This window comes from Streptomyces sp. NPDC085927 (genome assembly GCF_044540975.1).
GTDB lineage: Bacteria > Actinomycetota > Actinomycetes > Streptomycetales > Streptomycetaceae > Streptomyces > Streptomyces hirsutus.
In genome coordinates this window covers 151404-166810 of the sequence record NZ_JBITSN010000010.1, presented here as the reverse complement: position 1 = coordinate 166810, position 15407 = coordinate 151404, and the positions used below count along the sequence as shown (strand labels likewise).

General features: G+C 72.1%; 7 protein-coding genes. 2 read left to right on the top strand and 5 right to left on the bottom strand.

All coding sequences use genetic code 11. From position 1 onward, the window contains the following. Positions 1 to 579: 579 nt before the first annotated feature. Complete coding sequence (locus tag ACIF80_RS25170; RefSeq protein WP_399808587.1) at positions 580 to 1410, top strand: DUF1998 domain-containing protein; 831 nt, start codon at positions 580 to 582, stop codon at positions 1408 to 1410. A 365-nt stretch (positions 1411 to 1775) separates the two neighbouring features. Here ACIF80_RS25170 and fxsT read toward each other — a convergent pair whose 3' ends face one another. The 5 genes from fxsT to ACIF80_RS25145 all read right to left on the bottom strand — a co-directional run bounded on the left by fxsT (position 1776) and on the right by ACIF80_RS25145 (position 14199). Beyond that, positions 1776 to 4871: an FxSxx-COOH system tetratricopeptide repeat protein gene (gene fxsT / locus ACIF80_RS25165; RefSeq protein ID WP_399808584.1), complete on the bottom strand. Its 3096-nt coding sequence runs from the start codon at positions 4869 to 4871 to the stop codon at positions 1776 to 1778. Between the two features lie 50 nt (positions 4872 to 4921). Further along, on the bottom strand, positions 4922 to 5995 hold the full coding sequence (locus ACIF80_RS25160) for an AAA family ATPase (RefSeq protein ID WP_399808581.1): 1074 nt from the start codon (positions 5993 to 5995) through the stop codon (positions 4922 to 4924). Between the two features lie 115 nt (positions 5996 to 6110). Next, positions 6111 to 7547, bottom strand: a complete 1437-nt coding sequence (locus ACIF80_RS25155; RefSeq protein WP_399808578.1) for an SAV_2336 N-terminal domain-related protein — start codon at positions 7545 to 7547, stop codon at positions 6111 to 6113. Beyond that, a complete protein-coding gene (locus ACIF80_RS25150; protein ID WP_399808576.1) occupies positions 7544 to 8989 on the bottom strand; it encodes a hypothetical protein in 1446 nt (481 codons plus the stop codon). The genes ACIF80_RS25155 and ACIF80_RS25150 overlap by 4 nt, the downstream gene beginning before the upstream one ends. A gap of 68 nt (positions 8990 to 9057) precedes the next feature. Next, a complete protein-coding gene (locus ACIF80_RS25145) occupies positions 9058 to 14199 on the bottom strand; it encodes a hypothetical protein (RefSeq protein ID WP_399808573.1) in 5142 nt (1713 codons plus the stop codon). A gap of 78 nt (positions 14200 to 14277) precedes the next feature. On the opposite strand from ACIF80_RS25145, the gene ACIF80_RS25140 reads away from it, so the two are divergent. After that, positions 14278 to 15042 (top strand): hypothetical protein, encoded by a 765-nt coding sequence (locus ACIF80_RS25140; protein WP_399808571.1) that lies wholly within the window; start codon positions 14278 to 14280, stop codon positions 15040 to 15042. Positions 15043 to 15407 lie beyond the last annotated feature (365 nt).

The following is a 15407-nucleotide window of genomic DNA, read 5'->3' as shown; positions in this document are numbered from 1 at the left end:
GTCCACCCGAACCCGCAGCAGCAGAGAGGTCGGCCCGGCCGCGTCGAGCGGCAGCCGTCGGGAACCCCGTGCCCACCGGAAGCGAACCCCGGCCGCCCCACCCCCGGTGCCGGAACGCGCCCCGAACTGCGGCCGTCTCGCCCAGACCCGCCACCAGACCCGCTGCCGGGCCGGTGGCGCCGAGTGCGCCGGCTTCCGGCTGTCGGCCGCGTCCTGCGGTGCGCCGTGGGTGATCTGCCGGCGGTGCCGTGTCCGTTCCGTCGTCTGCCGGCGCGCTGAACGACGGTGGCGGCTGTCGTGTCCGACCGGCTCCGGCAGGGCCGCACCACGACGGCCACCCCGAACATCACCCATATGTGGACAGTACGCCCGGCTCGCCGCGATGGCATATCGCCCTCGGTAGGACGCGGACGAGGACGACGGGTGCCCGGCCCCGGGCCGGCAGCTCGTACGCGCCGATCGTGCCACCGCCCGAGCTGAAGGCGACCAGACGGCCACCGGGGCCAGGGCGCGCACCCCGAGGCCGAGGAGTTCTCCGCCGGCCCCGGCGGAGACGGGAACGCCCCAGGCCTCGTCCCCATGAGCGGGGGAGAAGCAGAGACCGGTGACGCGGGCGCTCACGGCGAAACCGACGACGCCGTCACCGGCGGCGGCGGTGCCTGCTGTCTCGCCGCGCGCGGACCTCAGCGTCGACCGGGGCAGACCCCGCCGCGCCGCTCCTGGTACGGCGACGGCCACATGTCCACCGACACCGCGGACGTCCACGAGGGGACCACCGTCTTCACCTCCGGACACACCACGACCTGGCCGGCGGGAGCCCGGGGCGAGATGGTCGTCGTCTCGGAGGGGCCGGGCGGTGCCGGGTACGAAATCTGCGACCGGTGCGGCTGGGGCCGTCCGCACGCCCGCGGGGCGTCCCAGCGTGCGGGACACCCTCATCTCCTGAAGGACGCGCAGTGCACCGGCCCGCTGCGGGTCGTGTCCCTCGCCCACCGGTACCAGACGGACTTCCTCCAGATCCGCCTCGACCCGCTCACCGCACTCTGCGCGACGCGGGAAACCCTGCGGTCCGGTCTCCACGCACTGCTGGAAGGCGCGGCCACCCACCTGGAGATCGGCCGGGACGACATCGACGGCACGGTCCGCACGGGAACCGATGGCCTGCCTTCGCTGGTGCTCTTCGACACCACGCCGGACGGGGCAGGAAACGCGATCCGGATCGGAGAGCACCTCGAACCGGTCGTCGAGGCCGCATTCGCCGCGTGGGCGGATGCGAGCGCGGCCCGGAGAGCAGCTGCTACGCATGCCTGCGAACCTTTCGCAACGAGCGCTTCCACGAGGTGTTGTGCCGTGGTGAAGCCGTCGCGCTGCTCGATGCCCTGGCGGGCAGAAGTACGAGCTGAAGGATGAGCAGACGCCTGCCTTGCACCACCTCCTTGTGATCGGAACCGAGAACATGGGGCAATCCGGTCTTGACCTGGGCGTTCATCAGGAAAGCCGGTAACGGGTCAGCGAGAGTCCTGAAGCATCTGGCCGAACATGCGAAGGGTCGTGCGCTGCCGGCACCGCCCTTGACCTGCAGAGGCAGGCGGGGAGCGGCGCAGATCCGGAGAGGCCAAGGAGCACGAAGGGGAACCCCTGCCTACTCCGGTCCTGCCGAACGTGCCGTTGAAACTGCGCGGGAACAGGCGTTGAAACCTGCGTGACCCGTGACATCGGGCCGGGATCATCGGAGCCAGGGCAGTCGTGTACGGATGGGTGCGGCTCCTGCTCTGTTACGGAAGGTGGCGTGTCAACTCGGCCAACTCCGCTGCGGTCACCGCTCCGGTGCGCGACCAGCCCTCGCGCACCGTTTTGGCCAGGCGGCACTCCTCGCCGGTCAGGCCCTGTGCCGCCAGCCATCGCAACTGCTCCAGGAGCGCGGACCGCACGGCGGGGTGCCGGGACTCCGCGGCTCGGCAGGCGAGCAGGTGGGCGGTGCGGGAATGGCTCGGCGGGAGGGAGGCGGCGAGTGACCGGGCCCTCCGGCGGGAGCTGTCGCGGTCGCTGTCCGGCATGGAATCGCGCAACACGTGACTCAGCAGGCGGTGCAGTTGGATGGTCGCGGTGCGGTGGTCGATACGGGCCAGCGCATGGCGGTTGATTGCGCGGATGGCGCGGGAGACCGCCAGGGGGTTGCCCGCCGTCGGGCACGCGCCGTCGTAGTGGTGGAACACCGACGTGGGGACCGGTTCGGGAGCCAACCAGGCCAGGGTGTGGAGCAGTTCCACGGCCGTGGGGTTCTCGTTCCGCAACCGGTCCAGGCTGAGGTTCCACGCCGCGCTCACACCGTGCGCGTAGTCGTACGGCGGCGCCTCGTCCAGGAGCGCCAGGAGTTGCTGGTTGAACAGCCCGAGGTACTCGCTCACCGGCATCCCGGTGTCCAGCAGCCAGACGGACGCCTGCTCCAAGGCGAGGGGAAGATCACCCAGTGCCTCGGCCAGAGCGTCGGCCTCGTCCTCGCCGAGGCGGGGGTTGCGGCGGCGCACCAACGCCATGCTCTCCTCCCGACTGAACACGTCGACCTCCAGCGTCCGGGCTACATGGGCCCACTGCGAGGAGCGCGCGGTGACCAGCACGGCTCCCGGGCCGCCGAGGGGGAAGAAGGGGCGGACCTCTTCGACCGACTCGGCGTTGTCGAAGACCAGCAGCCACCGTTTCCGTATATCACCGGCGCGCAGAGCTTCCCGTACGGCAGGCACCGCGTCGTGGCGGGGGCCGTCGGGGGTGGCCAGCAGGCCGAGCGCCTGGGCCAGGTCGTGGAATCCGGAGACCATCGTCGCAGGCTGCGCGGCCCGGATCCACCAGACGAGGTCGTAATCGGTGTGGTACCGGTAGACGTACTCGACGGCGAGTTGGGTCTTGCCCACGCCGCCCAGGCCCGTCAGCACATGGACCGTCTCCGTCGGCCGGTCGGGGGCCAGCAGGCCGTGCAGGGTCTCCAGGAGGTGCTGCCTGCCGGTGAAATGCACGTTGCGGGGCGGTACTTCGCCCCAGATTGTGGATGCGAGGCGGGACTCGGACCGAGGGGAGGCGGTGGCGGACGGCTCCGGCGCGTCCAGGGTGTGGACGTCGGATCCCAAGGCCGGTCGGTCCGGCGCGGCCGTCGTGTGGTGCGACTCCTCGTCGCGGTTCATGAAGTCCGGCCTCGTCCGGAGGGCGGCCTCGGTGCGCCGTGCCGTGGCACGGTGGGGCCCCGACAGGGCCCTCAGCACCGTCGCCGCGAGCAGGATCGAGTCCCGGTTGCCGTCGGTGATCTCGGGTACCGGTGGCTCCCGGCCGTCGAGCGCCTCGATCAGGAAGCGCTGCCCGTCGCTCCACTGTTCGGCGGGCAGGGAGCGGCTGACCTTGCGCACGACCTGTGCGGTGTCCCGGTAGGTGCCGTGGGCGAGCAGTTCCTCCCTTACGCCCGGCTTGAAGTCGAAGGAAAGGCGGGTCGGGCCCGCGTCGGCGGTGCGTTCAACCGGTTCCGGTACGTACCGCAGCAGGCCACCGGCCAGTATTTCGCCCAGGTGCTCCGGTCCCGAGTCCGGGACCATCTCGTGCTGGATCTGCCGGACGATCGGGAGAGTCAGCGGCACCGCGGCGAGACGGACGGCCAGTTGGAACGCGGCCGGCGACAGGACGGTCCGGGCGCGGCGGACGATGTCCGTGCCCGTGACGGGGAAAGGGGCGGGCCCGAGCGGGACCGCAGGCACCTCATGGGTCGCCGCGAGCACCGGCAGCGACTGCGTGGCGGTGACGCTCCTGCCCGCCGTCAGCCGGGCCCAGCGGTGCAGCCAGCGGCCGTTGACCTCCAGCACCGGAACCGGGACCGGCGGCTGCCCGGACCGTCCGGCGTCCGGCCGGTCCGGTGGTCGCCCGCCGTCCTCGGACCAGTACAGGGCTGCGTTGCTCGCGGGTGCGGCGTCGGCGCGCAGGCGCGCCGGAGTGGTGGTCACCCCGGTGAGGTGCCAGAGCCGGGACGGCATCACATGGAGGACGGCCAGCACCTGCGACCGGCCGAGGTGGTGCAGCAGGGGCGTCACGGTGCCCGCGAGCCAGGCGGGGCCGAGTCCGTCGGTCAGGACCAGGATGAGCCTGCTGCGCGCCGGTGAACTCAGGGCCTCCAGTGGGAGGTCACGAGCACGTGAGCGCAGTCTCGGTACCGCGGGCGTGCCGCCTGGGACGGGCCCGTCGCCCTCGGGACCCGTGCTGAGCCGAACCGTGCGCACGGACCGGAAGACGCCGACGCGGGAGAGCAAGTCGGTGAACTCCCTGACCGTCTCCTGCCACAGGACCATGGACGGGCTGTCGTCCACGATCAGCACCACCTCCGTCCAGGCCCGGTCGTACGCGGGGCGCAGGACAGGCAGCCACAGGCCGCCCTCGACGGCATGCTCGGCGGTCGCCTCCTCGTCCAGCAGCATCGTCGTACGGGCGGATCCCCGCCCGCGCAGAGGGCGCAGCGCCCGTTCCAGTGCCCGCGGGTCGGCGAGCGTCCGCCGCGTCCCGCCCCCGGCCCCGTCAGCGGTCGTGCCGCTCGGGTGGGACGCCGGGGGCAGGACTGCGGAGGTCGCGCGCGCCTGGACGTCCTGCCTGGGCGGCGGAGGGGCGTCGGGTACGCCGTCCGGGAGGCGTTCCCCGGTGGGGGAGGGCGCCGGTGGCGGCCTTTCGGGCATGTCCGGGAGGGCGGCGCCGACGTCGGAGCCGTTCGCGGCCGTACCCGGCCCGGGTCCCGTCAGCGATGCCAGCCACAGGAGATCGGCGATCTCCGTGGCCGTCAGGCCGTCCGGGTACACGGGCTGCTGTTCGTCCACCGTGTGCCTCCCGGGCTGTGTGGATCCGGTCATCAAGGGCGCTCCGCGACCGCCGGGGCCGTCAGCCCCGGCGCGGGTATCGGTCAGTAGTCATTGAGCCGCCGCCAGACCGCGGTCATCAGCTCGTCCCAGTGACCGCTCTGCGGCCGCGGCCCGGCCTGGGTCATGAGATGGACGGCGTTGAGCAGCTGGTCGATGGCAAGACTGCCACCGTCGACGCTGCGTTGATGGAAGGTCGCGATGATGTCCCGGGCCTCCTCGGCCACCTCGGCGGAGAAGTGGGCCGCCACCATGGCGGCCAGTGCTTCGGGACCGGGGACGGGCAGTGCGAGCCGCAGACAGCGCCGCAGGAACGCCGGAGGGAACTCCCGCTCGCCGTTGCTGGTGACGACCACGACGGGAAACTCCCGGCACTGCACCCGCCCTTCCACGACCGGAGCCCTGACGTGGGCGTCCTCGGTCAGCACCGACACCTCCCGCTCGCGTGCCCGGACCAGCTCGGGGATGGCGTACGCGCCCTCCTCGAAAACACTCAGCAGGTCGTTGGGCAGGTCCATGTCGCTCTTGTCCAGCTCGTCGACGAGGAGGACACGAGGCCGCTCGCGGGGGAGGAGCGCGGTACCCAAGGGGCCGAGGACGATGTAGTCGCCGATGGAGTGCGGTTCGGTGAGATGACCGGGAGTATCGGTCGGCGCTGTCGTGGTGCCCGCCGGCTTCGTGGACGTCCGCAGGACGGCGGTGTCCTGCACGCGACCGATGGCGTCGTAGGCGTACAGGCCCTGCTGGAGGGTGGTACGGCTGCTGATGGGCCAGTACAGCACCCGGCCGAGCCGCAGTTCGTGGGCGATCTGGTACGCCAGGGTCGACTTGCCGGAGCCCGGCGGGCCGGTGACCAGCAGGGGCCGGCGCAGGCAGAGTGCCGCGTTGACAACGTCCAACGTCGCTTGGTCCAAAGGCATGATGTGGGCGAACGCGCCCAGCCTGCGGTCCGTCTCGCGTTCCTCGTGACGCGGCGGCGGCAGCGGCGGGCCGCCGTGGAAGGTCCGCCACGGTGGCGCGGGCGGCAGCGCCGCGGCTCCGTCCGGGCGGGGGACCCCGTCGCCGCGGAAGACTCGCCACTCACGGGTGGCGCTGTTGCCTGAGATGGGTACGGTCACGGGTTCCTCCCCTGCCGGCGACGTCGTCGCGCATCCGCTTCCGCCGCCTCGGCGGAGGTTCACGGACCTCCATCCTTCCCGAACAGACCGGTCATGGGCCACCGATGGCGGAGGATTACGCCGGCCCGGACCGTTCGGTGCCTTCGGCCCGTACTGATTGCGTCAACGTCCTCTCCAAACGGCGGGCGTGAGCGTCGTACGGGCCGGACAATGCTTTGAGTACGGCGAGTTGCACCCGCAGGAACGGCTCGGAGTGCTCCGTCACCGGGCCGGACGCCAGAGCCTGGGGGTTCCTCAACAGCCGGTCCCAGCCCTGGACTTCCCGGACCCCCAGCTCCTGTTCCAGGAAGTGGACGGCGTCCTCGAAGACGTCGGCGGTCGTCGCTTTGTTCAAGGACGCGAGCAGTAACTCCCGTACGCCGTCCTGGAACTCGAACGTCACACGGTCGTGGCTGCGGATCTCGGCACGGTGCACCACGGGCACCAGGAGACCCGCGATGAAGATCTCCGACAGCAGGTCCGGCGCCGTCCCCGGCAGCAGCCGGTACTGCATCCGGTGCATCACCGGCAGATTCAGCGGCACTCCGGACAGCCGGGTGGCCAGCGTCTTGGCCTCCGGCGAAGCCGATCCGAAGTCCCGGAGCAGGTCCTGGGCCGTGGCGGCCGTGCGGCCGGGTGGCTGCGGCGCGGGGTCGCTGGGCTCGGCAGCGGCGGATCCGGAATCGTCCGCGGACACCAGGATGGTGGGCAGATGGCTCCAGCCCTCGGGGCCCCGGGCGATGAACTTCGCCCAGCGGTGCAAGTGGTTCTCGTGCAGGGCCAGTACCGGCACGGCGACCGTCACAGGAGCCGCCCCCTCGCAGTCGACCAGAGCGGTGGGCGCCCCCGGGGACGGCGAGCGCAGTGCCCGGAGCTGCGGCACGATCGCGGTGCTGGGCCACAGTTTCTCCGGCAGCAGATGAACGACGGCGACCGGGGACCGCAGAGCCCAGGCATGGAGCTGAGGGACGACCGCGCTGGTGCGCCACGCCATGGCCAGCCCGTCGGTGAGCAAGAGCACGGGGCGCGCCGTCCGTGCCGTGCCGTCCGCCTCCGCGCCGTCCGGGGCCGGTGTGCCGATGCGGGCCGGCACCGACTCCGTGTCGAGGGTGGGAAGGGAAGCCTGACGGTACAGTCCCACCCGCCTCAGCAGCGCGACGAATTCCTCCACCACCGGGCCCCAGAACTCCATCGACAGGCTTGCGTCGATCACCACGGTGATCTCCCAGGCGGCCGCATCCGCCGGGTGGCGTTCCTCCGACTGCCAGGCCGGGCCCGGCGCGGACGGCCAGCCGAGGTCCCGCAGTGCCGCGCTCGCCGCGGGCGGCGTGGGCAACAGCGGCTGAAGCGCCGGGGCTATACGGCGCTCCACCAGCAGGGCCGCTGCCGTAGACGTGTTCGGCGCGACCCAGGCCGGGCGGCGCAGCGCCCGGGCCATCACCCACGGCCGGGCGGTCTCCCGGGCGCCTCCGGGGCCGTCCAGCCCTTCGGGCTGCGCCGACTGCGTGTTCACCAAGTGCTCCAAGGCGTACCGAGGGCTCCACCTGAGTCGGGCTGTTGCGTCGGGTCGTCCCACAGCACGACCACATGCCGGTCCAGGCGGCCGTCCCGGCGCAACCGCCCAAGCCGCTGCGGCAGTTCGGCCAGCCGTCCGCCCGACAGGAGCTCCTCCGCAGCCGCGCGGAACCCGGGCCGCTGACAGTCGAGGCGGTCCCACACCACGATCGGCAGGCCGTGCCACAGGGCCGCGCGGACTTCGGCGTACCCATCGCCGTCGTAGGCGCCTGGCGGTCTGCTCAGGACGCACGCGACCAGGTCCGGGTCGTCGACGAGCGCGTCCGTCAACCGCTCGACGGCGCCCCTGCCATCGGAGGAACTCCACAGGACGTGGCCCTCGCCGCTCGACAGTTGCTGCCAGCGGGTGTGCCACCGGCGGTGCGTGTGGCGGGCGCGCATCCGGTCCAGGCTGCGGACGACGACGGGGTGGCTCGGCACCGGAGCGTCGGGAGCGGATCCGGGCACGACCGTCCCCGCACCCCACCGCTCCACCGGCGAGTTGAGCAGTTCCCAGGGCAGGACGAACTCCACCGTGACGTCGGGCAGGTGCCCGAGCGCCTTCTCCTCCGCGTCGGCCAGCATCCGGGAGACCGCCTGCTCCAGCTCCGCGCGGGCGGCCACTGTCTCCGTCAGACGGTAGGGCGACCAGTGGTCCGGGGCCGTCTGCATCCAGCAGGTGAGGTGGTAGCGATCGGGGTCCAGGGTGTCGGGGACGAGCTGTACGACGACCGACGGGGGCAGCGCGCCGGGCGGCTGCCCGGCGGACTCGGAGCGGTACTCGTCCGCCTGGCGGTCGTACTCGTCCGCCAGCGCGCTGTGCCGGGCCCAGGCACGCGCCCGGGTCTCCAGCCGCCGGTGGCGCTCCTGGCCCAGTTCCGAGCGGACGGCCGGGGAGTGGACGAGCAGGAGCAGGAAGGCCAGGGCCGGTGGCAGACCGGACGGCGGTGCGTTCAACGTCGTCAGATGCAGCAGCGCGTGCCAGGCCGTGCCGCCGGTGGGGCCCTCGCCCGGCGGGAGTCTTCCTTGCGTCGCCCGGTTGACGAGCCGCGGCAGGTCGGGCGGCGCCACAACCGTGAGCAGATCCCGCAGACCGTCCCAGTCGGCGGCAGGGTGGAACGACAACGCCTGCCATTCCTCCGCGAGTTGCTCCACGGACTTCGCCGTCTCGGGCGAGGCCCCCATGAGGCGCAGCGTTCCCGCGAGGCCGGCCAGCCCGAACGGCTCCCTCATGCAGGCCCTGACGAGGGCGACGACGCGCGTGTGGGCCGGTACGGACGGCTGGAGGACACCCAGGACCAGGTGTTGCCCGAGGCGATGGCCCAGTTCGTCGAAGCGCGCGAGCCGCGCGTCGGACAGGACGGGATCACCCATCAGCACGTGGACCACTTCGGATGTCACCCGAAGCTGCGAACGGGCCGCTGTCCGGCTCGGCTCCGGGCCGTCCGCCCGCACGTCTGTCCGGTCGCTCACCACGACCACCGCCGCTCGTGGCCTTGTGCCGTCGGGCCGTCGATGTACCGGCCCAGCCGTCGGCTCAGTGCCGTGACCATGCCCGTCAGGACGTCCTTGACCTCGGTGCTGGTCACCTCACCGGATGCGAGGCGGTCCGTGATCCAGACCGCCGTGCTCTGCGCATCGCCCGGTGGGCTCGTGTCCCAAGGGACGGGCAGCCAGTGCAGCACCACCTCCGTGGCGGCCTCGTGCAGGATGGGGTCTTCGGGCGTCAGCCCGTGCAGCACCGGCAGCCAGTCGCCCAGCAGTCCCAGCCCCACCAGCCGCGCCCGCTCCAGGCTGGGATGGTGACCCCGGGTGTCCATCTGCCGCAGCCAGGAGCGCGCTTCCCGCATGGCGCCCAGCCGCTGCCGCTCTCCCGCAAGCCGCCCGAACCAGCCCACGGCGGTGACGGCATGAGCGGCCAGGGCCAGCTCGACGACCCCGTGGTGCGAGTGGCCGAACGTCACCAGGGCCCGGGCGGCCCGCTCGGAGCGGGCCACCGCCTCGACGAACGGCCCGGCTTCCAGGACACCCGCGTAGGCCACGGCCTGGACGAACCGCAGCACTTCGGCCGGGTCGGCGACCGCGTCGCTCGCGGCGGCTGCCGACCCGTCCCAGCCCGCCGGGCGGTGCGCAAGGACGCGGGCGCGGGCCTCCTGCGACAGGACCAGGCGTTGCGGCCGGCCGACCGCGGTGAGCAGGAAATCCATGCCGCTCATATAGTCCAGCGCGAGTCGGTGGCCGTCCTCGTCGTCGCGCTCAAGGAGGGTGGCCAGCACGTCGTGGTCGACGTCCGCGGCGTAGTACGTCTGGGCCCACGTTCCTCTCATCGCGTGTGCCGCGTCCAGTCCCCGCACGACGTGGGCGGCCGCGTGCAAGAGCTGGACGTGCAGCACGGGCGACTGCTGTCCCACCGCCCCGATCAGGGCGGCCAGCCCATGGAGCCATCGTGGGTCCCCGGGCCGGGGCCGAGCGATCAGGTCCCTGACGAGTCGCTCGGCCATGGACAGCTCCGCAGGGGCGAGACTCAGCACCACGGCCGCGGCGGCGAGCAGCCGCGGCCCGGAGGACTCGGCGGTGACCAGGTCCAGCAGATGCCGGGGCGGGACCTCGCCGTCGGACAGCAGCCGGTGCGCGGCGGCGACCGCCTCTTGGTCCGACCCCTCGGCGAAAGCACGCACCGCCCGCAGACGGCCGTCGCCCTCGGTGGTGGTGAGCAGCAGCCCGGCGAGCGGATCGCCGGAGCCGGCGACGCGATGCCGGGCCGCGGTGGACAACAGCTCCGACCAGTTCGGCAGCTCGGCCAGCCCGGGGTCGAATCGATGCTCCAGCAGTACTTCCAGGGCGTCGGGGCCGTGCGACTGCGCCACGACGGACAGCAGCTCCCCGCGTTCCCGCGCGAGGGCCGCCCCGTCGGTCAGACGCGCGGCCTCCAGAGCTTCCCGGTCCGCGGCGGCGAGCCGCCGGCGGCAGGCCGAGTCCTGGGCCTTCTGGGCGTCGGGGGTGAGTTCGACATCGAGCGCCTTGAGCGCGGCGGCGGCCTCCCGTACGACCGGCCAGGGCCGTTCGGCGTCGACGCGTTCGGTCAGGTAGCCGGACAGCGCGAGCAGCCGCCCCTGCCCGATCGCCCGTACGGCGGCTGCCTCCACCTCCACAGGCGCCGTACGGGCCAGTACCGCGACAACGGCCCTCCGCAGGGACCTTCGCGCCCTGTCCTCACCGGTGGCTCCCTCGCCGCGTACGGCGGCGCACATCGCTCGGAGGGAGGCCGCCACGGCTCCGGTAGGAGTATCGGCGGACGACACCGCGTCCTCCAGCGCCGACCAGGCGGCGTCCGCGCGCAGCAGGGTGAGCGCGACGGCCGCGCGGTCCCAGTCCCGGACCGCCGCCGAACTCGACGCCAGGATGTGCCGCTGCCGCCCGACGAACGTCTGCGAGAACCCGGCCGGCACCGTCGGGGCTTCGTGCATCAGCCACGCCGCGTACCGGGCGTCCGCGTGGGCGGCGCACTGCCACACGCGTTCCAGGACCGCAGGGTCGACGTTCGGGAGGCCGACGAGCATGCGTGCGGGCTCCTGCCATTCGAACCGCAGGACGCGCCGCAGCAGTTCCGCCTCGTCCCGCACGGCCAGCCGGGCCAGGACCCGGCCCGCGCAGTATGCCTGGAACAACTCGTGCCGGAACCGCACGAACCCGTGGGTCACCACCAGGAACTGGGTGGTGACGACCTCGTCCAGAACGGCCCGCCAGTCCTGGCGTACCCCGGCCAGCCGGGACTCCATCCGGGTGAGGGGCATCGAACCGTGCTCGACAAGCAGTTCGGCGACCGATTCGAGCAGGTCGAGTTTTTCATCCGGTCCGAACCTGGAGTCCGCCGGGCCCGCGTCGGCCCGGTGCCGGTGGTGCCGCTCCGCCAGGTACCACGTGGAGAAGACGGCGAACAGCTCACCGGCTGTGCGCGGAGGCGTCTTCACGGAGCCGTGGGACTCCACCGCCATCCACAGGAACAGCGGGGTGTGCAACAGCTCCAGCAGCCCGGTGGGGACCAGACCTTCACCCGTACCGCCCGTCCGCTGCCCGCTCTGCGGACGCCCCTCGCCGAAGAGCAGCGCGAACCACGGCGTGCTGCTCGCCTCGGCGAGGTGTTCGGCCGCGTAGCGACGGGCCTGTTCCGTCGTGACGGGGTGCAGGGTGATCACCGGTACGGGGAGCGATTCGGCCGCCGGGGGCGTGGGGTAGGCCGATGTGCGCTGGCACAGCACCACCGGTGTGTCCCGGTGGCTCGCACGAAGGTCCCCCAGCCACCGCAGCACGTCGGCACGTTGGCGAGGGGGCACTTCGTCCAAGCCGTCGACCAGCAGTTGCAGCCCTCGCAGCACCAGGAGCCGGGCGCAAGCAGATCCCCCGAGCAGGGCGCCGGCGGAGCAGGCGGCGGCCAGGACCTCGCCGTGTCCACCGGGTGTCCCGAGTGCCGCCGCGAGGTCCGCGGCGTGTATGAACAGCGGCATCCGCGGTGCCGGCGCGGGGTCCGTCGCCTCGCCGGTCACCGCTGAGGCGTACAGATGCTCCAGTTCTCTGAGCAAGGTCGACTTCCCGGCGCCCGCCCTGCCGACCAGAGCCACCGACCCGTGTGCGGCGGCGAGGCGCAGCGCGTCCTGCGGCAGTTCAGGAAACGTCCTGACCGGTGGTTCGAAGGACGGCGCGGAGGTTTCCGCGGACACGGATCCGTACAGCGGGATGAACGTCGTCCTGCCGCGCGACAGCCTACGCAGTCGCTGCTCCGCGGCGTCGGAGCACAGTACGCGCACTGCCCGGTCGCAGGCCGCCCGCACCACCTGCCGTACCGGGGGGTGAGTGCGGCCGCCCGGTCGCCGGTCCAGTTCAGAGGCGATCTCCAGCAGCAACCGCAGTTCGTCGTCGTGTCCCGGGTCCAGCCCGGGAAGTACCCGGGTGGCCAGCTCGTGCAGTGCCGTCGACGGCCAGTGAGTGAAGCATCCCGGTACGGCGGGTCCCTCGCCCGCCAGGAACTCACCGGCGACACCGGCGGCGATCAGCGCCGCGGCCACGGTGTGCGGTTGCTGCTCCTGCCGGGGCCACTTCAGGGTCCGGCAGGCGGCGAGGGTGAGTTGCGCGAGGTACTCACGCCACCATGGCTGCCGCCCCTCGGGGGGATAGCCGCCCCGGGCCGCCGCCCGCACCTGCCACAGAAGACGGAAGGCCACCCGGAAGGCGTTCGACTCCTCGGTGAAGGGCCACACGGGCGACTCGGCACCGCCGCCGTCCTTCTCGCCGTCGGTGCTGAGGAGGCACGCGACCGCGAGGCAGCGGTTCAGCCGGATCAGTTCGGACCGGCTCAGCGACGGGGCCACCACGTTCCGCAGCAGATTGATCTCCAGCCAGGCGGGGTCGCCCAGCAGGGGGAGGTCCCCCTCGGCCCGCGCGTGATCGATGAGGTACGGCTGGTCGTCGGTCTGGAGGTCTCCGCGGGGCGTGTGCCGGTCGTCGGCGGTGAGGACATTGCGGGGATTGAGGTCGTCGTGGACCGTGGCGGTCACCCATCCTTCCGCGACACCGCAGAGGATGGACCGCAGCCGGGCGAACGGATGACCGACGAAGTGCTCGCCGATGCGCAGTCCGTGCTGCTCCGGCACGGCCTCGTCACCCAGCAGTTCGCGTACGAGACTCCAGTAGCCGAGGATGCGGGTGCTCACGACCCGGGCCCGCAACCGGCCCCGCACCTTGCACACGCCGTCATCCCGTACGTCGGAGACCTTCAGACGCCTGATGGCCTCCGCGGTCGGACGCACCTCGATCCGGGTCTCCTCCGAGGGACGGACCGACAGCACCCCGTTCCTCAGCAGTACCTCCCGCACCGGTACGGAGATCCAGGACCCGACGGCGAAACTGGGATCGTCGTCGCCCGTACCGGCCGAGCAGGAGGCCGCGAAGAGATCCGCCGGATATACCTGCCGCACCGCGTCACCGGGGTCGGCGTCGTCGTCCAGCTCCACGACCAGGTCGGCGCCCAGCCGGGGATTCAACCGCTCCAGCCGTTGACTGGTGGGATGAGGACGTGCCGCGCGGGACAACGTCGCACGCAGCCGCCGAACCAGCCGGTCCACCAGCAGCACCGCGCGGCGTGCCGCTTGCTCGGACCCCGCCATGGCCGACCGTGCGAGCTGCTCCAGGGTGACCACCGGGACCCCCGGCTCCCCCATGCGTTCGCTGACGTGCAGGTAGACGACCGCCGCACGCTCTCCGGCCGGAGGCCGGCCGGGTTCCAACAGCGACCGGCTCACCGCGGCGACCTCCGTGAGGTACGCGGCCTTCAGCTCGGACATGTGGTCGCGGTAGGCCTGCCACTCGGTCCGGGCGGCGTCGGCGTTCTGGAGTTTCACCACGTACCACACCTCGGATGTCGGAGAGCCACAGAGGACCTTGATCTCCAGGACCTGTGCCCCGCTGCGCCCCCCGGAGATCTGCCGGACGACCTCCATGCGGTGTACCGGACCGGGCAGACGGCCGGGCCCGTCGCCCTCGTCGATGCCGTGCAGCACCCAGTCGATCTCCGGCTGTTCCTCGGCCGGGATCTCGCAGCCGGGCGGAAATTGCACTTCCACCTTGTCCGCCCCCCACCCAGTCGGTTCACTGTAGTTTGGCATCCGGGCGGGTACGGGGGGACGGGGACGCAGGTGCTGGAAGCCATTTGGACCGGATTCCTGGTCGCACTGCTGTGCTGGATCGCGTCGGTGCTGTGGAACAACCGTCGCAGGCTGCGAGTGCTGGGCGTGTCCTGGCGCCTTGCCCGCGAAGTGCGCGTGTCCGTCGCGTCGTTGCTCCGGGTTCAGGACGACGACGGCTATGTCCTGGTGCACTCACCCTACCGACCAGGCTCCTACGGCCCGCCTGGTGGAGTAGTCAAGTACCACCCTTCAGCGCGCCCGGCCCTGGACCGGCTCGGGTTCCGAGAGGAACTGAGGGTGGACCAGCGCATGCGCGGCGATCTGCGCGGCTTTCTGCCGGGTCGCGCGCTGCCCGGCTTTGTTCGCTGGTTCGACCGTCGTGAGGACCGCGAGTCGGCGCTCGAATGCGTCCGCCGCGAACTCGCCGAGGAACTCGCCGAGATCGGGCATCAGGAGCTGGCCGTCGGCATCGACCGCCTCCACTTCACCCATGTGCGGGACGTGGTGGACGGCCCGATAAAGGTGCCCGGACGGTCCTACCGCGTGGTCCGCCTCTTCGACGTCTGGGACCTGAGCCTCGACACCCCCGAGGCCGTGCGGCTGAAGGAGGTGTTGACGGCGCTGGCCGCGGACCCCACTGAACACGGCGTGCTCATCGCCACTGCGGACGACATCGTGCACGGCCGCCGCCGGCGCTCCTACCTGGCACCGCACACGGCCTACCTGATGGGGGAACGCCGCTTCCACGCCGACCTGCCGCCCCTCAACTCGTGAGCCGCACCGGTGGTTGTGCGGGCTTCAGGTGGCGGGACGCCCGTCACGCGGCTCGGCGTGCTCGTGGCGACGTCGATCACGGCGAACGGACACAGCACTCCACCGGTCAACAGTGCCGGGGCGCCCGATGCCCAGCCGGCCACGAAGCCGCCGCGCAGGTTGCCCAGGTGCGGACCCGCCTGGCCGGTGGCCGGTTCGGCGGCAGCCACCCTGCCCAGCAGGAAGTCCGGCGTAAGGGCCGGACGATCGTGGTCCGTGAGAAGGACGGGGACAGGCTTCATCTCCGGCAGGAGCGCGCAGAATGCCGTCAAAACCATGACCGTCACGGATGGCGACGGCCGCGGTTCTGCGTGTGGCGTGCTGTC